This window comes from Kribbella sp. NPDC050241 (assembly GCF_044459685.1).
In the GTDB taxonomy this organism is placed as follows: domain Bacteria; phylum Actinomycetota; class Actinomycetes; order Propionibacteriales; family Kribbellaceae; genus Kribbella.
On record NZ_JBITJE010000011.1, the window covers coordinates 98,637 to 121,672 of the forward strand.

Sequence of the window (23,036 nt, forward strand, 5' to 3'; positions counted from 1 at the left end):
GCTCGGAGAGTGGTTAGGGTTCAGGCATGGGGAGCAGCGTCTACATCGCGTCGGTGGAGGGGTCGACCGGGAAGTCCACGGTGGCCCTCGGAGTACTTCAGCAGTTGTCGCGGCGGGTCGAACGCGTGGCTGTGTTCCGCCCCATCGTTCGCCCGGACACGGCGATGCACGGTGGCCGTGACTACGTCCTGGATCTGCTCACAGCGCACGACGCAGTCCAGCTCGCGTACGACGACTGCCTCGGTGTGAGGTACGACGAGGTGCACGCGGACCCCGACGCCGCGCTGGACGAGATCGTGCGGCGCTACCACGAGGTCGCCGACCGGGCCGACGCCGTACTCGTCGTCGGCAGCGACTACACCGATGTGGGTAGTCCGACGGAGTTCTCCTACAACGCCAGGATCGCCGCCAACCTGGGTACGCCGGTCCTGCTGGTCCTCAACGGGTTCCAGCACAGCCCGCATGACCTTCGAGCCATCGCCGACATGGCGGTCGGTGAGCTCAGGGAGAACCACGGTTCACTCGCGGCAGTGCTTGCCAATCGCGTCGACCCGCAGCAGCTCGACGATGCGGTCGCCGCACTGGCCGGCGTCGGCGGATCGGCCTTCGCTCTGCCGGAGGAGCCGCTGCTGAGCCAACCCACGGTCGCCGACCTGCTGCCCGCGGTCAACGGTCGCCTGCTGAGCGGTGACCCCGCCCTCCTGACGCGAGAGGTCACCGGCCTCGTCGTCGCCGGCATGACAATGCCGAACGTGCTCGACAGGCTGTTCGACGGAGCCGCGGTGGTGACCGCCGCGGACCGGCCGGAGGTGGTTCTCGGGGTCGTGGTCGCGCACGCCTCGCTCAACTTCCCGCAGATCTCCGTCGTCGTCCTCAACGGTGGTTTCACGCTGCCGACCCAGGTGCAGCGGCTCCTCGACGGCGTTGGCGTGACCCTGCCGATCATCGAGACCACGCTCGACACGCAGGCGACCTCGGCTGCCCTGACCGCTGTCCGCGGCCGGCTCACGAAGAACTCGCCGCGCAAGGTGGACGCGGCCTTGGCGTTGTTCGAGCAGCACGTGAACAGCGACGCCCTCCTCGACCAGCTCGAGGTCGCCCGCAGCAGCGCTGTCACACCGCTGATGTTCGAGCACCAGCTGATCGACGAAGCAGTTGCCCAACGCAAACACATCGTCCTGCCCGAAGGTGAGGAGGACCGTATCCTGCGGGCCGCGGACGTTCTGCTCCGCCGGGGCGTGGCCGACCTGACGTTGCTCGGGAACCCGGTCGTGATCAGCGCCAAGGCGGCTGCACTGGGGGCCGACCTCTCCACCGCCCGGTTCGTCGACCCGGAGCGCGATCAACTCGGTGAGCGACTCGCGACGGAACTGCACCAGCTCCGGCAGCATCGTGGGGTCGACCTGGACCGCGCCCGCGAACTGGTCCGGGACGTGTCGTACTTCGGGACGATGATGGTCCAGCTCGGCCTGGCCGACGGCATGGTGTCCGGCGCGGCGCACACCACGGCCCACACCATCCGGCCGGCGCTCGAGATCGTCAAAACGGTGCCGGGTGTATCCGTCGTCTCGTCGGTGTTCTTCATGTGCCTGCAGAACCAAGTCCTCGTGTACGGCGACTGCGCCGTCAACCCCGATCCGACCGCCGAGCAACTCGCCGACATCGCGATCTCGTCGGCCGCGACAGCAGTGGCCTTCGGCATCGAACCACGGCTCGCGATGCTGTCGTACTCGACCGGCACGTCCGGCGCGGGCACCGATGTCGAAAAGGTGTCCAAGGCAACCGCCATCATCCGCGCGCGGGCGCCGGAACTGCCGGTCGAGGGACCGATCCAGTACGACGCCGCGATCGACAGCGCCGTGGCGAGGACGAAGCTACCCGGTTCGCCGGTGGCGGGCCGGGCAACCGTGTTCGTCTTCCCCGATCTCAACACCGGCAACAACACCTACAAGGCCGTGCAGCGATCGGCGAACGCCGTCGCGGTCGGACCGGTCCTGCAGGGTCTGCGCAAACCTGTCAACGATCTCTCCCGGGGTGCGACGGTGCGAGACATCGTCAACACGGTCGCCATCACCGCCGTTCAGGCTCAGAAGGGCGCCCGATGAGCGACCACGTCCTCGTGATCAACACCGGATCCTCATCGCTCAAGTACAGCCTGGTCGACGCCCGCACCGGTGAAGCTGCCGCCTCCGGCCTGGCTGAGCGCATCGGCGAAAGACAAGGCCGCCACCTCCATCGCGGCCCGGACGGTGAGACCGAGACGACGCGGTCGATTCCCGGCCACGAGGACGCGCTGCGCCTGGCGATTGATGCGTTCGAGTCACACGGGCCGTCACTCGACGGCCTCGACCTGGCGGCGGTGGGCCACCGAGTTGTCCACGGCGGGTCCCGGTTCTCCGCTTCGGCACTGATCGACGACGCGTTGATCGCCGAGGTGACCGAACTGGTGCCACTCGCCCCGCTACACAATCCAGCGAACCTGGAGGGAATCCGAGTCGCCCTCCGGCTGTTCCCCGACCTGCCACAGGTCGCCGTGTTCGATACGGCGTTCCACCAAAGCCTTCCTCCGCAGGCCTACACCTACGCGGTGCCGTTGGCCTGGTTGGAGGATCACGGGATCCGCCGGTACGGCTTCCATGGCACCTCGCACGCGTTCGTCTCCCAGGAGACCGCTCTACTGCTCGAACGCGATCCGGCCGAGACGAACACCATCGTGCTGCACCTCGGCAACGGCTGCTCGGCCTCTGCCGTCCGGGGCGGCAGGTCGGTGGAGACGTCCATGGGCCTGACCCCGCTGGAAGGGCTCGTGATGGGGACCCGATCCGGAGACCTGGACCCCGCGATCCCGGCGTACCTGATGCGAGAGGTGGGCCTGTCCGCGGAGGACATCGACCTGGCTCTCAACTCGGCATCAGGACTCAAAGGCCTCGCCGGCGAGAACGACTTCCGTGAACTGGAACGACTGCGCGCGTCCGGTGACGAACACGCCGGTCTGGCCTTCGACGTCTACTGCCACCGGATCCGCAAGTACGTCGGCGCCTACTACGCCGTCCTGGAGACAGTCGACGCCGTCGTCTTCACCGCCGGTGTCGGTGAACATTCGGCCGAAGTCCGAGCCGCCTCACTGAACGGCCTGGAACGCCTCGGGATCTGCATCGACAACGACCGCAACAACGAGCCGGCCACAGGAGCCCGCCGGATCTCCACCGATGACAGCGAGGTCGCGGTCTTCGTCGTCCCCACCAACGAGGAGTGGCAGATCGCCCGCGAGGCGCTCGGCGTCGTACTCGCCTGATGGTTCGTCAGGGGCGAGGGAGTCGATCGACTCGCGGCATCTCGACATGCTGTCCGCTCACCGGGTCCATGCAAAGCAGGACTTTCGGCCCTACATCGGTCAGTCTTCCCGAGCGATCGTTGGCGCACGGACAGGTCAAGGCAGTTGTCCAGTGTTTGGAGGCCCCAAGTGACCACGCAGCGAGCATTCGATCACTCTCGCCTGGAGATTGTCAGCAACGCGGACTGTCTGCATTTGCTCCGATCCGTCCCTCTCGGGCGGCTCGTCTACACCGACGGCGGCCTCCCGGCGGTCCGGCTGGTCAACTTCGTCCTGGACGACGACACCATCGTGTTCAGCACCGGCCCGGGTGACAAGCTCAGGGCCGCCGAACGTGGCGATGTGGTCGCCTTCGAGGCCGACGATGTGGACCTCGAGCGGCACATCGGCTGGACGATCACCGCCGTCGGCCACCTGTCCGTCGCAACCCCGGACGAGACCGCGGCGCTCCGCGCTGCCCTGCCGCTGCGTTCCTGGCTGCCGCTGGACGATCCGCAGGTGGTCCGGCTGGGCATCGAGTCTCTCGACGGCCGGCGCCTTCTCCCGTGGGGACAGCGTCCGCGAGCACGCGTCTAGGCCACGCTTTTCCAGTTACAGCAGACACCTGATTCCAGCGCCTTGCGCGGAGACCTCCAGGCACTGGTCACGGAGTACGCCGAACCGCTCGGTTTCCGGCCGCAGTTGATCTGCTCCGGCCCGATCGACACCGTCGTGTGGAGTTCAGGGCGCCGACCGGCGACCGACCGACCGCCGAACGGCTTCCCGAGTCGGGACTCTTGCCCGCAGCGCCACCATCCTCCCCGGCGCAACGCTGAAGTATCAGCAATGGGAGGAGCAGTCATGACCACCACCCTGCAACAGGAGATCGAGCGCTGGGAGGCCGACCTCGAGCGCATCGCGGAGAACAGCGCGTCGGACAACTGGTTCCTGGAGGAGCGGCGCTTCGCCGAAGCGCAGCACACGATCACGGCCTTTCGCGGCCACATCCTGCCCCTCGTCGCGCACCAGCAGCCACACGACGCGATCGTCTCGCGCGAGATCGAGCACCTCGTCGACCACCTCGAGGACCTCCGCAACGACCTCTACCGCACTGTCCACCCGCCCACCTCCCACCAGGAGATCGCCGAGACGATGGCCGCGCTGCGCGCCCTGTCGCGAGTTGCTCTCCGGGTCGAGCGATCACTCGAAGACGTGCGATGACCAGCCTCACCTTCCTCGGCACCGCCGGGACGGTGACCCGCACCAGTTCCTGAGCCACCCCGAGCGGGTCCGGCTCTGATCAGGCGCCGCCTGCGCGCATGCGGCGCGCGTACCAATCGGGCTCAGGGGTGGTCGGCGTCAGGCGCATCCTGACATCGACCGCGAACGCACCGGACGGGCCGGCGATCAGCGGGTTGATGTCGAGTTCAGCCAGTTCGGGGACCAGCTCGGCGAGCCAGGCGATGCGATGAATGACATCCAGGACAGCCTCCTCGTCGGCGGCCTGTGCGCCGCGGTAGCCGGCCAGGAGTGGTGCGCAGCGCAGGGAGTGGAGCATGTCGGTGGCGTCCAGGTCTGTGAGTGGCAGGCCTCGCCATTGGCGGTCGGCCAGGATGTCAGTCAGGATGCCGCCGCTGCCGGCCATGAGCAGCGGGCCGAACAGCCGGTCTCGAACGACGCCGATCACCAGTTCGGTTCCGCTGGGCGCCATGGCCTGGACCACAACACGCGGATCCCCGGTCGCCGCGGTGACCTCGGCGTACGCGGTGCCTAGTTGCGCCGAGTTGACCAATCCCACCCGGACGCCGCCGATGTCGGTCTTGTGCAGTACGCCGGGGGCGTCGGTCTTGAGCGCGACCGGATAGCCCGCCGACTCAGCCGCCGCGATCGCCTCAGAGCGACTCGAAGCGGATAGAACCGGGATCGCCGGAACTCCTGCGCACTGCAGAAGCTGACCGGTGTGTAGGGGCTCCAGCCAGCCGCCCTCCGGGTTGCGCTCGAGGAACCACCGCACCACAGCCCGCGCCGCGGTCGCATCGACCCGAGGCAGATCCGGTACGACGCCCTGCGGCCGGGACCGCCATTCGGCGTACCGCACGGCGTGGGCCAAGGCGCGGACGGCACTCTCCGGGAACGGGAACACCGCCAACCGGCGACCGTCCGCCAGCGCGATCTCCGGCGCGGCGTGGGTTGAACCGATACAGTTCACGACGATCGGCACATCGGCCTGGACCGCGGCGCCGGCGACAGCGTCGTAGATGCGCTCGACCCGGCCGGCGCGCGTGGCCGCGTAGCAGACCAGCGCGGTGTCGACCTCGCCGCTGTCGATGATGATCTTCAAGGCTTGCGCCAGGCCCGTCGGTGACGCGGCGGCGCCGAGGTCGACGGGATTCCCGCTGCCCACGGCGCCAATCGCAGCCAACTCCCTTTGAACGGTCTCACTCAGCTCCGGCAGCTCGAGGCCCAGGCGACCGGCCGCATCCGCCGCGAGTACGCCTGCACCACCGGCGTTTCCGACAACAGCAAGCCGACGGCCACGAGGCAACGGCCGGACCGCGAGCACCCGGGCCGTCTCCACCAGCTCCTCGACGGTGTCCATCCGCAGCACGCCGGACTGCGCGAACAGCGCGTCCACCGCGGTCTCCGGCGTCGCCGCCGCGGCAGTGTGCGAAACACCGGCCCGGCGCCCGCCCGCCGATCGGCCGCCCTTGACAACCAGGATCGGCTTGGTCCGGCCGACCAGCCGGGCCAGCCCGCCGAACTTGCGCGGGTTCCCGAACGACTCCAGATACAGGCCGATCACCGCGGTCCGCGAGTCGCCCCACCAGTGCAGCAGCAGGTCGTTGCCACTGACATCGACTTTGTTGCCGAGTGAGACGAACTCCGAGATGCCCAGCCCGGTCCGGGCGGCCTGGTCGAGTACGGCGATGCCGACAGCGCCGGACTGCGCCGCGATCGCCAGCGCTCCAGGCATCGGTGACACCTCCGCGAAGGTCGCGTTCAGGCTGATCGCGGGGTCCGTGTTCACCAACCCGAGGCAGTTCGGACCGATCAGCCGGATGCTGTGCCGGCGGGCAGTCTCCAGGATCTCCCGCTGCAGCTGGCGCCCGGCGGCCCCGAGCTCGGAGAAGCCGGCGGTCAGCACCACCGCTCCCCCGACGCCCTTGGCGCCACAGTCCGTCAGCACGTCTCGCACCTGCTCGGCCGGTAGCGCGATCACCGCCAGATCAACCACGCCGGGCACCTCCACGACCGACGGGTACGACGGAACATCGGCGATCCGGTCCGCGTGCGGATTCACGGCGTACACCGATCCGGTGAAGTTGCCCTTGACAACGTTCAGCAGGACCTCGTGGCCGATCCCGCCCGGAGTCCGGCCGGCTCCGATCACCGCCACCGCGCGAGGCGAGAACAGCCGATGCAACGAACGGTCCCCGGCCGCACGCTCGCGGTCGGCCATCCGCTCCAGCGTGGACGGGCGGTACGCCGTGTCGAGAACCAGCTCGACGACCCCGCTGTCGAGCTTGCGGACCTGTTCGAAGCCGGAGCCGGCGAACACGCGCAGCATCGGGGCGTTCTCGGCCAGTGTGTCGGCGCGCAGCCGTTGGATCCCGTTCTCCCGGGCCGTCGCGGCGAGCTGCTCCAGAAGCAGCGTCCCGATCCCCCGGCCGTGGACCGAATCCTCGAGCAGGAAGGCCATCTCGGCTTCACCCGCGCGCAGCGGCTCGTAGCTCGCCACACCCACCAGTTGATCGCCGTACTCCGCCACCAACGCGACATGACCGTCGTGGTCTGTCGCCAGGTGGTGCGAAAACTGTCCGGCCAGCGATCGGCTGATCCCGAAGAAGCGAAGATAGATCGAGCGATCCGAGACCCGCTCGTTCATCGCGTCCAGCGCAGGCTCGTCGTCCTCCCGGAGCGGACGGATCCGCACCACCGACCCGTCCGACGCCAGCACATCCCAGCCCGCGCCCGGCCGTCCGGCCGCCTGCTCGATCGACGTCATGGGCGTCTCCTTCCGACGCCCCACCAGCTCACCGCGGCGCCGCCTGCCGGGCCAGTGCCGATCGGTCCCGCGACGGCGGGACCTTTGACTCTGGGTGACCGCATGCCGCTACCGGGACGCTGGGAGCCATGGATGAGCTCACCGGTAAGCCGTTGTCCGCCGACGAGGTGTCCAACCTCGATGCCTATTGGCGGGCGGCCAACTATCTGTCCGCAGGCCAGATCTACCTACTCGGCAACCCTCTGCTCACCGAGCCACTGCGCCCAGAGCACATCAAGCCGCGCCTGCTCGGTCACTGGGGCACTACGCCTGGGCTCAATATGCTCTACACGCATCTCAACCGGGTCATCCGGCGGCGCGACCTGAGCATGATGTACGTCATCGGTCCGGGACATGGCGGACCGGCCATCGCGGCGAACACCTGGCTCGAAGGCAGCTACAGCCACACCTACCCGGACGTGTCCCGTGACGCGGACGGGATGGCGAAGCTGTTCCGGCAGTTCTCGTTCCCCGGCGGCATCCCGAGTCACGTCGCGCCCGAGCTGCCCGGCTCGATCCACGAGGGCGGCGAACTGGGTTACTCCCTCAGCCACGCGTACGGCGCCGTCCTCGACAACCCCGACCTCGTGGTCGCCTGCGTTGTCGGCGACGGGGAGGCCGAGACCGGACCGCTGGCCACCTCGTGGCACTCGAACAAGTTTCTCGATCCCCGCACCGACGGCGCGGTCCTGCCGATCCTGCACCTCAACGGCTACAAGATCGCCAACCCCACCATCCTGGCGCGCATCGGCGACGACGAACTCACCCGTCTCTTCGAGGGATACGGCTACCGTCCGTACCTTGTCGAAGGCAACGAACCCGAACACGTTCACCAGGCGCTGGCACTCACCCTCGACCAGGTCCTCGACGAGATCGCCGACATCCAGGCCGAGGCACGCACGGGCCATGAGACACCCCGCCGGCCCTGGCCGATGATCGTCCTGCGCACGCCCAAAGGCTGGACCGGACCGCACGAGGTCGACGGCGTACTGGTCGAGGGGACGTGGCGGTCGCACCAGGTGCCCCTGTCGCAGGTACGAACATCGCCGGACCACCTGCGCCTCCTGGAGGAATGGCTGCGTAGCTATCGGCCGGAAGAACTGTTCGACGCCGAGGGCCGGCCGGTGGAGCGGCTCCTCGCACAGGTTCCGCCCGATGACCGCCGGATGGGTTCCAGTCCGCACAGCAACGGCGGCCTGCTCAGCCGGGATCTCGAGCTGCCGGAGCTCGACGGGTACGCCGTACCGGTGGCCGCTCCGGGCGAGACCGAGCACGAGCCGACCCGAGTCCTCGGCTACTACCTGCGCGATGTGATGCGCGACAATCTGGCCCACCGCAACTTCCGCGTCTTCGGTCCGGACGAGACCGCCTCCAACCGGCTCGACGCGCTCTACGAGGTCACCGGCAAGGCCTGGAACGCCGAGGTCCTGCCCACCGACGAGCATCTGACGGTGGACGGCCGGGTGATGGAGATCCTCAGCGAGCACACCTGCCAAGGCTGGCTGGAAGGCTACCTGCTGACCGGCCGCCACGGCTGGTTCTCCTGCTACGAGGCGTTCGTGCACATCGTCGACTCGATGGTCAACCAGCACGCGAAGTGGCTCAAAGTCACCCGCTCGCTCCCGTGGCGACGACCGATCCCCTCACTCAACTACCTGCTCACCTCGCACGTCTGGCGGCAGGACCACAACGGCTTCTCCCACCAGGACCCTGGATTCATCGACCACGTGGTGAACAAGAAGGCCGAGGTGATCAGGGTCTATCTGCCGCCGGACACCAACACGCTTCTGTCGACCGCCGAGCACTGCCTGCGCAGCCACGACTACATCAACGTGATCGTCGCCGGGAAGCAGCCTCAGGCGGACTGGCTCGGCCCGGAGGCTGCCGCCTTGCACTGCGCTCGCGGCCTCGGCATCTGGGACTTCGCCAGCAACGACGACGGCGCCCCCGACGTGGTGATGGCGTGTGCGGGCGACGTACCGACGCTCGAGACGCTCGCCGCAGTGAGCCTGCTGCGCGAGCACCTGCCGTCGTTGAAGGTCCGGGTCGTCAACGTGGTCGACCTGATGCGCCTGCAACCCGCCAGCGAGCACCCACACGGCTTGGCCGACGCCGACTTCGACGCGCTGTTCACGACGGACAAGCCCGTCATATTCGCGTACCACGGGTACCCGTGGCTGATCCACCGGCTCACCTACCGCCGGACGAACCACCGCAACCTCCACGTCCGCGGGTACAAGGAGGAAGGTACGACCACGACGCCGTTCGACATGGTGGTACGCAACGACCTGGACCGGTACCACCTGGCCCTCGACGTCATCGACCGCGTCCCCGGTCTCGGTCAGCGTGCCGCCGACGTACGCCAGTGGCTCATCGACCAGCGGGCCCGGCACCACGCCTACATCCTGGCCCACGGTGAGGACATGCCTGAGATCACGAACTGGCAGTGGACCGGAACGACGTAACCGAGAAGATGGTCGTCGTAGGCATCGATGACGCCAGGGCGGCCGCGCGGTCGTTGGGGTATAGGTTGGCCGAGTGCTGCTGAAGTGGATCCGGTGCGCGGTGGGTGATCGGGATCTTTTCGATCAGGGGCAACAGGATTGGGCAGATCTCGAAGGCGTCCCGGGGTTTCTCGGTCAACGCGGCGGTTGGGACACGAATGCCTCGAGCGCCGCCCACGTCTTCGGCCTGTGGGCGGAGCGTGGAAGTTATCAGGCCTTCATGCGCGGACCGCACGATCTGCTCGCCAAGCGCCAAGTTGGGACGTATACGGACATAGATGTACGGGTGTACGAGACCTTGCAGATCATCGGTCATTCTCCCGGAGACGTCGCCGGGCGGGAGATGCTGCGGGTGGCGCGCTGCGAGGTCTACCAGCCACGGGCCAGCCATTTCATCGACGTTCAGGCCTCGGTCTGGAGTCCGGGCATGATCCGAGCGCCCGGTTTTCAAGGCGGCCTCTTCGCTCGGCGGGACGCGAACGAGTTCCTGGTGGTAACGCAATGGGAGAGCGCCGAGGCCCACGACGAGTACCGACGGGAGCACTTCCCACGACTGCACGAACGCGCCGAACCAACGCGCGACATCCAGTTCATGATCGGCCACGAGATACCGCTCGAAGCGGCCTGGTACGTGCCACCCACAACCTGACGCCTCATCAAGCCGCGGTGAGCAGATAGTCGGGTGAGCGCCAGTCCCCGGTGGCCGGCCGGGTCTGGTCCTGGTAGATCAGCGGTCCAGGTCGTGGGTGCGTAGGCGGGCGCGAGCTTCGTCGAAGTCCTCGCGGGTCATCTTGCCGGCGGCGAAGCGGCGCTCGAGGATGTCGAGTGGCGACGGGAGGCTGGCCGGGTGCGGACGCGGACGGGAGATCAGGGAGATCGTGACCCAGGTAGCGCTTCCGGCAAGAAGAATCCACAGCGCCACCAGGAGGATGATCCAGCCCGCGCCAAGACCTGTCGAATGCATCACCATGGCCACCTCCTCAAGTCAGTACGTCGGTACGACGAGCTCGCCGCGCCGGGCATCGCGCTGCACTGTCACGTGCTCGCGCTCAGCTGTAGTCAGGTCATGTGGCACGATCGCGACCGGGCACGTCATCGCGGCCACCGAACGGCGCGCGACCGGATCCACCGGCAAAGGACCAGCGTGCGATCCGACCACGATCAGTCCGACCTCGCGACTTTCGTGCACCAGAGCGGCAGCCGGCTGACGGCTGCTCAGGAACCGCGTCACTTTCACGTCCGGGAACCGGCTCGTCCATGGGGCGAGGGTCTCCGACAGCAGGTGATCAGCTCGGCTGATCCACGAGTGCTCGGGGTCTTCGGCGTTCCAGGCATGGTCGGTGGGCAGACCAGCGTGCACGACGATGAGGTCCGCCTCCCGGCCCGCCGCCACACCGAAGGCGAACTCGAGCGCCTCCGACGACAGCGTCGTACCATCGATGCCGACGGCAACCTTCCGATCCACCAGTGACGGCTTCCACGACGCCGGTACGACGACCACCGGGCAGCCGGCCCGACTGGCCAGCGTCAGGCTGGCGTGCGTGTTGATCAGCCGCTGCGGACCGCGGCTGCGCGCCCTGCCGACCACCAGCATCCGCGCCTTCCGCGCCGCATGCGCAAGCACTCGCATGCGGGAGCCCTCGCCGGCGACCGCGGCCAACTCCATCGCATATCCGTCTCGATGCCGCACATGCGCGACAGCCGCCCTCAAGGCGGCATCCGCGACCTCGGCCGGCGCCTTCGGCGCATACCCCGGCATCATCGGCGAGAACGAACCATGCGCCGAGTACGGCGCCACCAGCACGAGCTCAGCGCCACTCCGGAGCGCCTCCGCGGCCGCATAATCCACGATCCGCAGGTTCTCCGCGCTTCCGTCGACCTCAACCACTACCGGCCCGGTCCGTGTCCACGTGCTCATCTCTGTCACCTCTCTGTCAATTCGAGCCTGACGCAATCTCGGCGGCTTCGGCAGAGCCGACGATGCCCCGTGCATCCGCCAGATGGATGGATGTGTGGAGGACCTTCGGCCATGAGCTCTTTACCGCTCGTGGCCCGCCGGTACGACGGCCAGCGGGCATGTCGCGTGGTGGAGCACGCCCCGGGTCACGGAGCCGACCACAAAGGAACGCAGCCTGGTGTGGTGTTGAGTGCCGACGACCAGGAGCTGCGCGTCGTACTCAGATGCCGCTGTGACGACGCCGTCGACCGGGTGGCCACGGCGGACATCTGCGTGGATCTCCAGTCCGGGGTGCTTCTGCCGCCACTCGGCTATCACGTTCTCGAAGTGGCCCTTGGCGTTCTCGGTCCATTCGGCGCTGACGCCGGCGACGTTCATCGCGTCCCACCTGTACATCGCCGGCAGGTCCCACACATGGACCAGCCGCACGGCCAGCCCACGCTCAGTCGCTTCCTGGATGCCGAACTCGATGATCGCATCGTTGTTCTCGGAGTCGTCCACCGCGACCAGCACCGGACCGGAGTGGTCGCCGGGCTGCCAGTGCTCGGGCACGATCACGACCGGGACCATCGCAGTGCCCGCGACCGCCTCCGAGGTGGATCCGATCAGCAGTCGCTTGAACGTCCCCATCCCCCGGCGGCCGACCACCAGCAGCCTGCTGCCGGCGGCGAGTTCGGTCAGTGTCCGGGCCGGTGGCCCGACCACGAGATCGGCCTCATGGTCGAGCGAGCCGGGGCTCTCGTCCAGGTGTTTCTGGACCTCGCTGACGATCTCCATCGAGGAGTCGTCGACGACGTCCAGGTCCCAACCCCGCGCGTGCCGGAGTTTGCCCTCGATCACGTGCACCGCCTGGAGGGGCTCGTGCCGGAGCAGGGACTCCTGCAGGGCCCACTCCAGGGCACCGGTGTCACGCCAGGAGCCGTCGACTCCCACGTGGATGACCGGCCTGACAGGCATCGTGGTCACCGCAGCCATGGGTAGCGGCGGACGATGTCGAGCTTGCCCCACCAACCGCCCAGGCCCCACACATTGCCAGCAGCAACGAGCGCGAGAACGACGAGCGTGATAGCACCCAGGATGTGCTCATCCAGCACCGGATTGTTCTCCGGCGGAAGATTCGCCGACCACATCATCAGATACAACAGCCCACCGCTGACAGCCGCGATCCGCATCCCGATACCCAACGTCAGCGCCAGACCGATACCGGTCAGCGCGACCATGAACAACGGAGTCACCCACCAATCACCGACCAGAGACTGGTAGAAGTCCGCCAACGGGCCACTGGTGCCCTTACCCAAGAAACCCGCGGTCGGGTCGCCACCGTCAACCCAGCCCTTACCGGCCGGAGTGGCGTAGCCGAGCCCGAACAGCTTGTCGAAGAACGGCCACAAGAAGGTCAGGCCGAAGGCAATCCGAAGTACGGCGAGCGCACGCCCAGCCGCCGTGGTGATGACTGGGTACCGATCACCGTCGGGCGTGATCGTGGGAGCCGGTAGGCGGTCCCGGTTCGGCGTGGTGGTCATGGTGTCTTCCTTTCACTCGATTCGGACACCTCGATCGTCTGTCCGCTCCCCCCCAGGCCGGTCAGGGCCGTCTCACCTCAGCATCATCAGCCGAACGGCCCGTCACCTCGGGACTCTTGCCGCTAGGACCGGACCACCACGCGGCCCCAGGCTGGAACAGGGCTCTGAGAGCACAGGAGGTCAACACAATGTCGTCACAACCCGCTCCGATCGTCGTGGGCTACGACGGCTCGCCGGGCAGCCAGAGCGCTCTGCGCTGGGCCGTCGGCGAAGCCGTCCGCGAACTGGCTCCGCTGCGGATCCTGGAGGCGTTCGAGCTCATCGTCACCGTGCGCCCCACGCCGGGGCACGTCGTTCCGCTCGACGCCTTGCGAACGGCGCGGCAGAAGGGGCTCGACGCTGTGGCCGAAACCGTCCGGCTGCAGCATCCCGCACTGCAGGTCGAAACGAGTCTCGTCGGCGGGGCGGCCGTGCCGGCCCTGCTGGAGGAGGCTGGACACGCCCGCCTCGTCGTTCTCGGTTCGCGTGGCCTCGGCGGCTGGAGCGGACTCCTGGTCGGGTCTGTCGCGGTCCAGGTGACCACGCACGCTCCGTGCCCGGTCATCGTGGTCCCGCACGACCTGCGGCCGCACGCCCAGGAGGGACCGACCGTGGCCGTCGGAGTCGACGGATCCAAGACGTCGGCCAAGGCGATCGACTTCGCCTTCGACCAAGCCGAGGCACTGCACGCCCGGGTCGTCGCCGTGCATGCCTGGACGAGTCCGTTCCTCACGTACTCCGACGGCGCATCGATGCTCCAGTTCGACGAGGACAAGATCCAGGAAGAGGGTCGCCTGCTCGTCGCCGAGTCCATGGCCGGCGCGGCAGCGGATCATCCGGACGTGCAGTGGACGACCGAACTGGTCAGCGGGTCGGCCGCCCAGGCTCTCGTTCGCCGGGCGAATTCGGCCGACCTGATCGTCGTCGGCTCCCGCGGCCGGGGCGGATTCACGGGTCTGCTCCTCGGCTCGGTCGGCCAGAGCGTCCTGCACCACGCCCAGTCTCCCGTCGCCATCGTGCGCTGATCCCATCCTCAGCCTCTCCCGGCCGGCCCGAACAGCACAGCCGCGGTCCGCGACGCCAGGTCGCGGACCGCGGCTGTCATGCTGCTACTCGACTCCGGCTTCGCTGAACAGCGCGACCTTCAGGGCGCCGGTCTCGGCGGGGCGCGAGAAGACGTCGTACGCGTCCTGCATCTCGCCGAGGCCGAACCGGTGCGTGATCAGCTCGGGCAGCTCCAGCCGGCCCGCCGCGAGCATCGACAGCAACCGCGGCGTCGACGATGTGTCCACCAGGCCGGTGGTGATGGTGACGTTCTTGATCCAGAGATCCTCCAGGTGAAGGGTCGCCGGCGTACCGTGCACACCGATGTTCGCGACCGTCCCGCCGGGCCGGACGACACGGGTGCACAGCTCGAAGGTGTCCGGGATTCCGACCGCCTCGATCGCGACGTCGGCACCGAGTCCACCGGTGAGCTCGCGAACCGTCTTCTCCACGTCCTCATCCGGACCGAGCGCAATATCCGCGCCCCGCTCGAGCGCCGCCTTGCGCCGCGAGTCTGCCGCATCGACCACGACGATCCGCGACGGACTGAACAGCTTGCTGGTGGCGATCGCCGCGAGACCGATCGGGCCTGCCCCCACGATCACGACCGTGTCGCCCGGCGAGACCTTGCCGTTGAGTACGCCGACCTCGTACGACGTCGGCAGGATGTCGGCCAGCAGCACCGCCGCCTCGTCACTGACGTTGTCCGGCAGCTTGTACACGGACCGATCGGCGAACGGAACCCGGACCTGCTCGGCCTGGGTGCCGTCGATGAGGTGACCGAGGATCCATCCGCCACCGCCGAGGCACTGGCCGTAGTGGCCCTGCCGGCAGTACTCGCACCGGCCGCACGACGTGATGCAGGAGATCAGCACCCGATCGCCGACCGCGACACCACGAACACCGTCGCCGACGGACAGGATCGTCCCGACCGCCTCGTGACCGAGGATCCGGCCCGGCTCGACCGTCGGCACGTCGCCCTTCAGGATGTGCAGGTCGGTGCCGCAGATGGTGACCGCATCGACGCGCACGATCGCATCCTCAGGATCCTGGATCACCGGATCCGGCACCTCGCGCCAGCTCCGCTGCCCCGGGCCGTTGTAGACCAATGCCTTCATCACAGACCTCCCTAGACGAGACTTTCCGCCTTCGACGATGGCCCTCCACACCGGTCCTGACTGCGGCCGAACTACACCTCCAGGCAGGACTTTCTACCCTCCCCGCGGCACCTACCCACGGCTTGACTGGAACTGCAGGAGTACGAACCGAGAGGTGTCTCATGTCAGCGGAACTGCCGGTACTCGTCGGGATCGACGGATCGCTCGACGGCCTGATCGCCCTCGGTTGGGCGGCGTCGTACGCCACCCTGCGCCGGGCGCCGTTGCACGCCGTGTATGTCCTGGATGAGCATCGGCAGCTGCCCGCGAGCACACCACCCACCGGACCGGACGATGGCAGCGAGGTGCTGGCAGACGCCCTCCAGGAGCTCGAGCGGCTTCGATTCACGGCCGCCTCGCTGGAGGTGCGCCACGGCCATCCGACCAAGGTGCTCCTCGAGCTGTCCGAGCGCGCCCAGGCGCTCGTCGTCGGCCGCCGCGGCATGGGCGGCTTCGCGGAGCTCGTACTCGGGTCGACGTCCCAGGCATGTACGGCGCTCAGCACCGACGTGCCACTGATCGTCGTACCCGATACCTGGGACCCCACGGCACCGCCACACCGGCGGATCGTCGTGGGCGTCGACGGGTCGGTGGAGGGCCAGGAAGCGCTGCGCTTCGCCTTCGAACTGGCCGACGCGACGAACGCCGAACTCCTCGGCGTCCATGCTGTCGCGGTCCGCGAGAGCTACCCCGATCCCAACGTGTGGGTCGACCCGAGCCGACAGCCCTGGGCCGGTGCGGCCGACCAACTCCTGGCGCAGACGCTGGACGATTGGAAAGCCAAGTATCCCCAGGTCCGCGTCGACCAGCGTGCCGTCGGCGATCATCCGGTCCGTGTGCTCGCGCGCGAGTCCGAGCTCGCCGACCTGTTGGTGGTCGGCGGACTGGGCCACACCGCGTTCTCCGAGCTCCGGCTCGGATCGGTGGCCCGTGGCCTGCTCCACCACTCGCACTGCCCGGTCGCCGTCATCCACCACACCTGAGGACGCGTTGCCATGACACCCAAGGGGGACATCGTCATCAAGACCCGGCGACTGACCAAGCGGTTCGGCCACCGGACCGCGCTCGACGGTCTGGACCTGGACGTCCCGGCCGGCGTCATCCTCGGATATCTCGGACCGAACGGCGCCGGCAAGACCACAACGATCCGCCTGCTCGCCGGGCTGATCCGGCCGACATCCGGCTCGGCGGTGGTCTTCGGGTTCGACGCCAACGATCGGTACGACGTACTCCAACGGCGGATCGGCTACCTGCCCGGCGACTTCGTCGCCTACCCGGATCTCACCGGCGTGCAGTACCTGGACTACTTCGCCCATCTGTACGGCGGTGTCGACCGGGACCGGATCGAGCTCGTGGCCAAGCGGTTCGACCTCGACCTCGGTGTCCGGATCGGCGCACTGTCTCGCGGCAATCGGCAGAAGGTCGGCATCGTCCAGGCCTTCATGCACGACCCCGACCTGCTGATCCTGGACGAACCCACGACCGGTCTCGACCCGCTCATGCAGCGCGAGTTCCGCGACCTGCTGCGTGAGACCCGGGACGCCGGACGGACCGTCTTCCTCTCCTCGCACGTCCTGTCCGAGGTCGACGCCGTCGCGGACACTGTCGCGATCCTGCGAGCCGGCCGGCTGGTGACGACACAGTCCGTGCAGGCGTTGCGGGACAGCGCCCGCCGCCGTCTCGATCTCACCTTCGCCGGCGCCCCACCCGGCGACCGGATCCACGCCGTACCAGGTGTGCAGGAACTCACGCTCGACGGCCGGACCGCACACGTGGTCGTCACCGGATCGACGGCGGAGCTCATCAAGACGGTCGCGCCGTACGAGGTGGTCAACGTCGTCAGCCACGAGGCCGACCTGGAGGCCGCGTTCCTCGACTACTACACCGACCGGGAGTGAGCCATGTTCCGCACTGTCTTCATGAAGTCGATGTACGACGCGCGCCGGGGCCTGATCGGCTGGTCGATCGCGATCGTGGCACTCGTGCTGCTCGAGAGCGCTCTGTGGCCGTCGGTCCGGGACATGCCGAACCTCACCGAGCTGTACCAGTCGTTTCCCGAGGAACTCCGCAGGTTCTTCGATCTCGACGCGATGAACACCGGCGCCGGCTTTCTCAACGCCGAACTGTTCACCCTGATGCTGCCCGCGCTGTTCCTGCTCTACGCCATCGGGCACGGCGCCCGCGCCCTGGCCGGCGAAGAGGAACGTGGAACGCTCGAGCTGCTGCTGGTCACCCCTGTCTCCGGCTTCCGGATCGTTGCCGACAAGGCGCTCGCACTGACGCTGTCGATCACGGTTCTCGGGTTCGCACTGTTCGTCGCAACCACGCTCGGCAGCCTGATCTTCGGCCTCGGTATCAGCGTTCCCGCGGCCGCGAGCGGTGCCCTCGCGATGACCCTGCTCGGCGTGGAGTACGCCGTACTGGCGCTGGCCGCCGGAGCCGTCACCGGACGCCGACCCGCCGCGATCGGCATCGCCTCAGCCGCCGCAACCGCCGCGTACGTCGTCTACGCCGCCGGACTCATCCTGCCGCGCTTCGAGTCGTGGCAGCCCTACTCCCCCATCCATCAGGCGTTCAACGGCGGACCGCTCGGCGCCGGCTTCCAGCTCAGCTACCTCTGGCTTCTCGCCGGCGCAGCCATCCTCTTCGTGATCGCCGTCCCGGCTCTCGACGGCCGCGACATCTCGACCGCACACCGCGGCTGAAGCCCATGACCTCCTGTCACAGCGAACGGGCGACGAGCTCCGTCAGGTCGACCAGTCGGCTGGTGTAGCCCCACTCGTTGTCGTACCAACCGAAGACCTTGACCAGCTGGTCCTGGACTTGCGTGAGCGGGGCGTCGAAGATGCACGACGCCGGGTCGCCGATGATGTCGTGGGACACGATCGGATCCGTCGTGTAGCGCAAGATCCCCTTGAGAGGTCCGGCCGCGGCATCGGCGAAGGCCTGGTTGACCTGCGCGACCGTGGCGACCTCGGACAGCTGCACCGTCAGGTCGGTCAGGGAGCCGTCCTCGACCGGGACCCGCACCGCGACGCCGTCGATCTTCCCCGCGAGCTCAGGGATCACCAGTCCGACCGCACGGGCGGCACCTGTGCTCGTCGGGATCAGGTTCACGGCGCCGGAACGACCGCGACGCAAGTCCTTGTGCGGCGAGTCCAGCAGCACCTGATCGTTGGTGTAGCTGTGGATCGTGGTCATCAGTCCACGCTCGATCCCGAACGCCCGGTGCAACACCGACACCATCGGCGCCACGCAGTTCGTCGTACACGAGGCGTTCGAGATCACGTGGTGAACCGCGGGGTCGTAGTCGTCCTCGTTGACGCCCAGCACGACCGTCGTGTCGACGTCCTTGCCAGGCACCGACAGAATCACCTTGCGGGCGCCGCCGGCGAGATGCGCACCGGCGGTCTCGCGGGTGCGGAACCTGCCGGTCGCCTCGATCACGATCTCGGCACCGACGGCCGTCCAGTCGAGCCGGGCGGGATCACGCTCGGCGGTCGCACGCAAGCTGTGGCCGCCGACCGTGATCGAGTCGTCCGAGTAGCCGACCTCTTCCTTCAAGGGCCCGTACGTCGAGTCGTAGCGCAGCAGATGCGCGAGGGTCGCCGGTGCGGCGACGTCGTTGATCGCGACCACCTCGATGCCGCTCGACGTCCGCTCGAGCACGCAGCGCAGGTAGTCGCGCCCGATCCGCCCGAACCCGTTGATCCCAACCCGTACGCTCATGATCGACCCCTCAGCCGGTTGTCTTCGTCCCTTCATTCGACCGGTGGGCCCGGGGTCGACGGGAGGGTCGAAGGTCCCGGCTTCGGCTGCCGTACGACTGCCAGCACGACGGTCAGCGTGCCGAACCGCCGTCCGCCGGCATCACCACGAGCGTCCAGTCGCCGTTCTCGAGCAGAGCCGAAGGTCCCGCTCAGGACGCGTCTTGGTGCCCTGACCGGACGACCGGCACCGGCAGACGGTGGAAGTGATGAGCAAGGAGGCAGTCATGGATGAGAAGGTCGTCGATCGGACCCTTCCGGCCGACAACGACGAGACGCTGCGCAAGCAGGCGGTCGAGGATCTCCGCAAGCGGCATGACCTCGCGGGACACATCCTCGCCTACCTGACGGTGAACACCTTCCTGGTGGTCATCTGGTACCTGACCGGTGCGGGATTCTTCTGGCCGGCCTTCCCGATGTTCGGCTGGGGCATCGGAGTCGTCCTCCACGCATGGGATGTGTTCTCGCCGCAACCGAGCGAGACCGCGGTCCGGGCCGCGATGGATCGCATCGCCCGCCGCAGGTGACAACAGTGCGGAAGGCCTGCCCCGACTCGGGGCAGGCCTTCGCGCCGTCACGTCGGACCGTGGAGCCGGCGTGGGGCGACCGCGAGCCACTCGTTCTCCCACTCCCGTGCTCGGCGGCCACCCGGTATGTCTCGACTGGACGCAGAGGACCGGCTCACCGGACCGGAACCGTCTTGATGACGGCGGATCTCGTGGCCTGCGGCCACCTGTCCAAGGTCCGCTCCCGGGGAGCCGGTCGTTCCCCTGCATCTCCAGAGTCGTCGATTCCACACCGCGAGGTCAGGGCCCAAGGTCCCGAGCTCCCGGACCACCCGACCCATCGCCGGACGAACCGTCAGTCCCGGATCAGCACGTCGGCGATCGGGCGGCGGGGAGTCGGTGGGACGGGCCGCCCGTAGCCGAAGCGGATCACAGTCTGGGGCCGTTGCCAGGGTCCGAGAGGGTCGTTGATCTGCCAGCGCAGGCCCTCGTGCTCGATCACCTGGTTGAGCAGCGACGTCGAGACCCCTTGTGCGGTTGCTTCCAGCAGCACCCCCTCGAGTGCCTGGCCGGCGCGGAGCCACTCGATCGGTCCGTCGTACCGGGTCGCCAGCACCGCGAACTGTGGTGCACGCTCGAAGTCCGCCACCGGTCTCGACTCATCGGCCTCAGTGGCTGCCAGATCACGCACCACCGGATTGCCACCCGTGATCCGGGGCCCGAGCGCACTCGACGGCACGCCGTCGTACGCGCGGTCGCCCCCGACCCACCGGCGCCGCTCCGCCGTGCGGCCGCGGTCCTCGTCGTCCGCGTCCATCGCCTCATTCGTTGCCATCTGCAACCACCATTGCCCCGGCGGCCGATCGAGCCACTGCAGGACGGCTCCCTCGATCCGCGCACGCAGACCGAGTTCCGCCCGGACCTGGTCCGGCACCCGCTCGTCGCTGAACGGCTCCCGGTTCGTCCGGCGTCGCAGGATGTACGGCGCCAGGCCGGCCATCGCACCGGTCAGCGGTGCGTCGAGTTCCACCACCGCCACGAGGTCGGGCCGGCGCTGGTCCATCAGATTGCGGACCTGTGAGCCGATCCCGCGGGCCGCCGCGGCCACCCGCAGATTGAAGATCGCGGCCCCCAGCGAGACGTACAACATCCGCCGCGACGGATCCTCCGCGGGCAGCTCCCGCTCACGATCCCGGTACACCTGGACCTCCCAGCCGGCGAACCGGAACCGCCACGGCTGGGTGTTGTGCATGGACGGGGCCGCCACCGCCGCCCGCAGCATCGCATCGCGATCCGCGTCCGTCGGCTCGGCCCTCGGCCGCATCGTTTCCTTCATCGCTCTCACCTCAGTGGACATAGGCCTGGATCTCGTTGATCAACGCGGTGAGCGCGACCTTCGCGTCACCGAAGAGGGTGCGACGTACCGCACGATCGTTCTCCCTGCCTCGACGAGTCCGTGCACCTTCGAGCGAACGCCGACTCCAGCGACCCCCGTAGGGCCTAAAGCCCCGTCCGCTCGGACCGATCGGCCGATGTGGAGGCTGCCCGGGCGACCGATGCTTGAATCAGATCGGCTCCGGAGGTGGACCGTGCATCAGCTGCACTCGAAGGTCGTGCCCGTGCCCTGGGCCCGGCGACTCGTGATCGACGCCGGCCGGGCCGCCCAACGCCGCCACGCCATCCACGGACTGTTCGACGTCGACGTGACCTCGGCCCGCGGGGCGTTGCGACGACATCATGAGACAACCGGTGAGGATGTCTCGTTCACCGCCTTCGTCGTCGCCTGTGTGGCTCGCGCGGTCGCCGCCGACCCCACGGTCCAGGCGTACCGCGACCTCCGCGGACGGGACGTGATCTTCGACCAGGTCGATGTCGGTCTGCCCGTCGAGGTCGACGTGGACGGGAGCCCGTTCGCGTTCACCCATGTGCTGCGCGATGCCGGCCACCGCACGATCCAGGAGCTGCACCGCGAGATCCACGATGTCAAGGCGGATCCCTACCTCAGTCCGTCGGTCCGCAAGGCACCGTGGGCACGCGCCTACCTGATCCTGCCCGGCTTCGTGCGCGTCCGCTTGCTCGGGATGCTGCACCGGTTGCCCCATCGCCAACGGGCGCTGGCAGGAACCGTCGGCGTGACAGCTGTCGGAATGTTCGGCGCCGGTGGCGGCTGGGGCATCGCGTTCCAGCTGCACACACTGAGCATCGTCATCGGCGGCATCACCCGGCGTCCGATGCTGTTCCAGGGAGTGCTCGTCGAACGTGAGTTCCTGCAACTGACGATCAGCGTCGACCACGACGTGGTCGACGGCGCACCCGCCGCCCGCTTCGTCGCGCGCCTGCGCCGCCTCCTCATGGCAGCCGAGGAGATCGGCCTTCCCACAACGTCAAGGAGATCAGCATGAACGCCAAACCCGTTGTCGTGGGCATCGATGGCTCGCCGGCGGCGGACGTCGCGATCAGGTGGGCGAGTGCCGAAGCCGCCTCGCTGCGCACCCGGCTGCGACTGATCAGTGCCGTCCCTCCTGGCGGATCCGCGTCCGAGGCCGGCGACGTCGTCTACAAAGCGGTCGCCCTGGCCCGTGATCTGGCGCCCGGCGTGGACCTCGATCCACGGATCGAGCACGGCCCGCCATCCACGACCCTGGTGCAGGCGTCCCGTGACGCGGACCTGGTGGTGATCGGCAGCCGCGGTCTCGGCCTGATGGTCGGCGCCCTCCTCGGCTCGACGGGCCTCGATCTCGCCGCGAACGGCCGCTGCCCGGTGGTCGTCGTACGACCCGATCTCGGCACTGAGGCCGGCAGCCGAGTGGTCGTCGGGTACGACGGCTCGTCCGCCGGCCAGATCGCACTCGACTTCGGCCTGGACTACGCCCGCCGCCACGACCTCGCCGTACGTGTCGTCGCCGCCCAGCCCGCGGGCACCGAGCTGCACCGGATCACGGAGGCCGAACTGCGGGAGGCGGTCCATGCGCGCGGCGGCCACGATGCCGAACTGATCCAGATCACCGGCCACCCCGCCGAACACATCCTCCGCCTCGCCGCCGACGCCGACCTGATCGTCCTGGGTGCCCGCGGCCGCGGCGGCTTCACCGGCATGCTCATCGGCTCCGTCAGCCAGACCGTCCTCCACCACGCCGACTGCCCGGTCGCCATCATCCCCGCAGCCGCGATCGGAGGCTGA

The 23,036-nt window shown here is 68.3% G+C and carries 21 protein-coding genes; 13 read left to right on the plus strand and 8 right to left on the minus strand.

Annotation, left to right across the window (positions count from 1 at the left end; genetic code table 11):
- Window positions 1-26 precede the first annotated feature (26 nt).
- The 4 genes from pta (at window position 27) to ACIBG5_RS35925 (ending at window position 4,534) form a co-directional block, all read left to right on the plus strand.
- Window positions 27-2,105 (plus strand): phosphate acetyltransferase, encoded by a 2,079-nt coding sequence (gene pta, locus ACIBG5_RS35910; RefSeq protein ID WP_396396046.1) that lies wholly within the window; start codon window positions 27-29, stop codon window positions 2,103-2,105.
- Window positions 2,102-3,295 (plus strand): acetate/propionate family kinase, encoded by a 1,194-nt coding sequence (locus tag ACIBG5_RS35915; RefSeq protein ID WP_396396047.1) that lies wholly within the window; start codon window positions 2,102-2,104, stop codon window positions 3,293-3,295. The genes pta and ACIBG5_RS35915 overlap by 4 nt, the downstream gene beginning before the upstream one ends.
- Window positions 3,296-3,463: 168 nt before the next feature.
- A complete protein-coding gene (locus tag ACIBG5_RS35920; RefSeq protein ID WP_396396048.1) occupies window positions 3,464-3,910 on the plus strand; it encodes a pyridoxamine 5'-phosphate oxidase family protein in 447 nt (148 codons plus the stop codon).
- 264 nt (window positions 3,911-4,174) lie between these two features.
- A complete protein-coding gene (locus ACIBG5_RS35925; RefSeq protein ID WP_396396050.1) occupies window positions 4,175-4,534 on the plus strand; it encodes a hypothetical protein in 360 nt (119 codons plus the stop codon).
- A 79-nt stretch (window positions 4,535-4,613) separates the two neighbouring features.
- Here ACIBG5_RS35925 and ACIBG5_RS35930 read toward each other — a convergent pair whose 3' ends face one another.
- Complete coding sequence (locus ACIBG5_RS35930) at window positions 4,614-7,319, minus strand: GNAT family N-acetyltransferase (RefSeq protein WP_396396052.1); 2,706 nt, start codon at window positions 7,317-7,319, stop codon at window positions 4,614-4,616.
- A 128-nt stretch (window positions 7,320-7,447) separates the two neighbouring features.
- Between ACIBG5_RS35930 and ACIBG5_RS35935 the strand changes: the two genes are divergently transcribed.
- Together ACIBG5_RS35935 and ACIBG5_RS35940 are read left to right on the plus strand one after the other, a co-directional pair.
- Window positions 7,448-9,823, plus strand: a complete 2,376-nt coding sequence (locus ACIBG5_RS35935; protein WP_396396054.1) for a phosphoketolase — start codon at window positions 7,448-7,450, stop codon at window positions 9,821-9,823.
- A gap of 73 nt (window positions 9,824-9,896) precedes the next feature.
- Window positions 9,897-10,511, plus strand: a complete 615-nt coding sequence (locus tag ACIBG5_RS35940) for a DUF4937 domain-containing protein (RefSeq protein ID WP_396396056.1) — start codon at window positions 9,897-9,899, stop codon at window positions 10,509-10,511.
- Between the two features lie 78 nt (window positions 10,512-10,589).
- Here the strand turns inward: ACIBG5_RS35940 and ACIBG5_RS35945 are convergent, their stop codons facing one another.
- The 4 genes from ACIBG5_RS35945 to ACIBG5_RS35960 form a co-directional block, all read right to left on the minus strand.
- Window positions 10,590-10,832: a hypothetical protein gene (locus ACIBG5_RS35945; RefSeq protein WP_396396058.1), complete on the minus strand. Its 243-nt coding sequence runs from the start codon at window positions 10,830-10,832 to the stop codon at window positions 10,590-10,592.
- 15 nt (window positions 10,833-10,847) lie between these two features.
- Window positions 10,848-11,780, minus strand: a complete 933-nt coding sequence (locus tag ACIBG5_RS35950; RefSeq protein ID WP_396396060.1) for a universal stress protein — start codon at window positions 11,778-11,780, stop codon at window positions 10,848-10,850.
- A gap of 120 nt (window positions 11,781-11,900) precedes the next feature.
- The gene (locus ACIBG5_RS35955; RefSeq protein ID WP_396396062.1) at window positions 11,901-12,776 is read right to left on the minus strand and encodes a universal stress protein; all 876 of its coding nucleotides are present in this window, start codon (window positions 12,774-12,776) and stop codon (window positions 11,901-11,903) included.
- A 5-nt stretch (window positions 12,777-12,781) separates the two neighbouring features.
- Window positions 12,782-13,342, minus strand: coding sequence for a hypothetical protein (locus ACIBG5_RS35960; RefSeq protein WP_396396063.1), 561 nt, complete (start codon window positions 13,340-13,342; stop codon window positions 12,782-12,784).
- A 188-nt stretch (window positions 13,343-13,530) separates the two neighbouring features.
- On the opposite strand from ACIBG5_RS35960, the gene ACIBG5_RS35965 reads away from it, so the two are divergent.
- Complete coding sequence (locus tag ACIBG5_RS35965; RefSeq protein WP_396396065.1) at window positions 13,531-14,406, plus strand: universal stress protein; 876 nt, start codon at window positions 13,531-13,533, stop codon at window positions 14,404-14,406.
- An 84-nt stretch (window positions 14,407-14,490) separates the two neighbouring features.
- Here the strand turns inward: ACIBG5_RS35965 and ACIBG5_RS35970 are convergent, their stop codons facing one another.
- Window positions 14,491-15,543 (minus strand): zinc-dependent alcohol dehydrogenase family protein, encoded by a 1,053-nt coding sequence (locus ACIBG5_RS35970; RefSeq protein WP_396396066.1) that lies wholly within the window; start codon window positions 15,541-15,543, stop codon window positions 14,491-14,493.
- A 161-nt stretch (window positions 15,544-15,704) separates the two neighbouring features.
- Here ACIBG5_RS35970 and ACIBG5_RS35975 point away from each other — a divergent pair, with 161 nt between their 5' ends.
- The 3 genes from ACIBG5_RS35975 to ACIBG5_RS35985 are packed head-to-tail and all read left to right on the plus strand — an operon-like array spanning window position 15,705 to window position 18,287.
- Window positions 15,705-16,565, plus strand: a complete 861-nt coding sequence (locus tag ACIBG5_RS35975) for a universal stress protein (protein ID WP_396396067.1) — start codon at window positions 15,705-15,707, stop codon at window positions 16,563-16,565.
- A gap of 12 nt (window positions 16,566-16,577) precedes the next feature.
- Window positions 16,578-17,480: an ABC transporter ATP-binding protein gene (locus ACIBG5_RS35980; RefSeq protein ID WP_396396068.1), complete on the plus strand. Its 903-nt coding sequence runs from the start codon at window positions 16,578-16,580 to the stop codon at window positions 17,478-17,480.
- 3 nt (window positions 17,481-17,483) lie between these two features.
- Window positions 17,484-18,287 (plus strand): ABC transporter permease subunit, encoded by an 804-nt coding sequence (locus ACIBG5_RS35985; protein ID WP_396396070.1) that lies wholly within the window; start codon window positions 17,484-17,486, stop codon window positions 18,285-18,287.
- Window positions 18,288-18,303: 16 nt separating this feature from the next.
- Here the strand turns inward: ACIBG5_RS35985 and gap are convergent, their stop codons facing one another.
- Window positions 18,304-19,311 carry a type I glyceraldehyde-3-phosphate dehydrogenase gene (gap, locus tag ACIBG5_RS35990; RefSeq protein ID WP_396396071.1) on the minus strand — a complete coding sequence of 336 codons (1,008 nt, stop codon included), beginning with the start codon at window positions 19,309-19,311 and terminating at the stop codon, window positions 18,304-18,306.
- 265 nt (window positions 19,312-19,576) lie between these two features.
- On the opposite strand from gap, the gene ACIBG5_RS35995 reads away from it, so the two are divergent.
- Window positions 19,577-19,876 carry a 2TM domain-containing protein gene (locus ACIBG5_RS35995; protein ID WP_396396072.1) on the plus strand — a complete coding sequence of 100 codons (300 nt, stop codon included), beginning with the start codon at window positions 19,577-19,579 and terminating at the stop codon, window positions 19,874-19,876.
- 334 nt (window positions 19,877-20,210) lie between these two features.
- Here the strand turns inward: ACIBG5_RS35995 and ACIBG5_RS36000 are convergent, their stop codons facing one another.
- Complete coding sequence (locus tag ACIBG5_RS36000) at window positions 20,211-21,191, minus strand: Acg family FMN-binding oxidoreductase (protein ID WP_396396074.1); 981 nt, start codon at window positions 21,189-21,191, stop codon at window positions 20,211-20,213.
- A 253-nt stretch (window positions 21,192-21,444) separates the two neighbouring features.
- Between ACIBG5_RS36000 and ACIBG5_RS36005 the strand changes: the two genes are divergently transcribed.
- Entirely contained in the window at window positions 21,445-22,257 is an 813-nt protein-coding gene (locus tag ACIBG5_RS36005; RefSeq protein WP_396396076.1) for a 2-oxo acid dehydrogenase subunit E2, read from the plus strand.
- Window positions 22,254-23,036 (plus strand): universal stress protein, encoded by a 783-nt coding sequence (locus ACIBG5_RS36010; RefSeq protein ID WP_396396078.1) that lies wholly within the window; start codon window positions 22,254-22,256, stop codon window positions 23,034-23,036. The genes ACIBG5_RS36005 and ACIBG5_RS36010 overlap by 4 nt, the downstream gene beginning before the upstream one ends.

What these genes read in the sequence shown, in the direction of transcription:
- ACIBG5_RS35945 (WP_396396058.1), bottom strand. Translation starts at nt 10,832, where the DNA reads ATGGTGATGCATTCGACAGGTCTTGGCGCGGGCTGGATCATCCTCCTG.
- ACIBG5_RS35965 (WP_396396065.1), top strand. Translation starts at nt 13,531, where the DNA reads ATGTCGTCACAACCCGCTCCGATCGTCGTGGGCTACGACGGCTCGCCG.
- ACIBG5_RS35925 (WP_396396050.1), top strand. Translation starts at nt 4,175, where the DNA reads ATGACCACCACCCTGCAACAGGAGATCGAGCGCTGGGAGGCCGACCTC.
- pta (WP_396396046.1), top strand. Translation starts at nt 27, where the DNA reads ATGGGGAGCAGCGTCTACATCGCGTCGGTGGAGGGGTCGACCGGGAAG.
- ACIBG5_RS35915 (WP_396396047.1), top strand. Translation starts at nt 2,102, where the DNA reads ATGAGCGACCACGTCCTCGTGATCAACACCGGATCCTCATCGCTCAAG.
- ACIBG5_RS35930 (WP_396396052.1), bottom strand. Translation starts at nt 7,319, where the DNA reads ATGACGTCGATCGAGCAGGCGGCCGGACGGCCGGGCGCGGGCTGGGAT.
- ACIBG5_RS35950 (WP_396396060.1), bottom strand. Translation starts at nt 11,780, where the DNA reads ATGAGCACGTGGACACGGACCGGGCCGGTAGTGGTTGAGGTCGACGGA.
- ACIBG5_RS36000 (WP_396396074.1), bottom strand. Translation starts at nt 21,191, where the DNA reads ATGAAGGAAACGATGCGGCCGAGGGCCGAGCCGACGGACGCGGATCGC.
- ACIBG5_RS35980 (WP_396396068.1), top strand. Translation starts at nt 16,578, where the DNA reads ATGACACCCAAGGGGGACATCGTCATCAAGACCCGGCGACTGACCAAG.
- ACIBG5_RS35935 (WP_396396054.1), top strand. Translation starts at nt 7,448, where the DNA reads ATGGATGAGCTCACCGGTAAGCCGTTGTCCGCCGACGAGGTGTCCAAC.
- ACIBG5_RS35985 (WP_396396070.1), top strand. Translation starts at nt 17,484, where the DNA reads ATGTTCCGCACTGTCTTCATGAAGTCGATGTACGACGCGCGCCGGGGC.
- gap (WP_396396071.1), bottom strand. Translation starts at nt 19,311, where the DNA reads ATGAGCGTACGGGTTGGGATCAACGGGTTCGGGCGGATCGGGCGCGAC.
- ACIBG5_RS35955 (WP_396396062.1), bottom strand. Translation starts at nt 12,776, where the DNA reads ATGCCTGTCAGGCCGGTCATCCACGTGGGAGTCGACGGCTCCTGGCGT.
- ACIBG5_RS35995 (WP_396396072.1), top strand. Translation starts at nt 19,577, where the DNA reads ATGGATGAGAAGGTCGTCGATCGGACCCTTCCGGCCGACAACGACGAG.
- ACIBG5_RS35970 (WP_396396066.1), bottom strand. Translation starts at nt 15,543, where the DNA reads ATGAAGGCATTGGTCTACAACGGCCCGGGGCAGCGGAGCTGGCGCGAG.
- ACIBG5_RS35960 (WP_396396063.1), bottom strand. Translation starts at nt 13,342, where the DNA reads ATGACCACCACGCCGAACCGGGACCGCCTACCGGCTCCCACGATCACG.
- ACIBG5_RS35975 (WP_396396067.1), top strand. Translation starts at nt 15,705, where the DNA reads ATGTCAGCGGAACTGCCGGTACTCGTCGGGATCGACGGATCGCTCGAC.
- ACIBG5_RS36010 (WP_396396078.1), top strand. Translation starts at nt 22,254, where the DNA reads ATGAACGCCAAACCCGTTGTCGTGGGCATCGATGGCTCGCCGGCGGCG.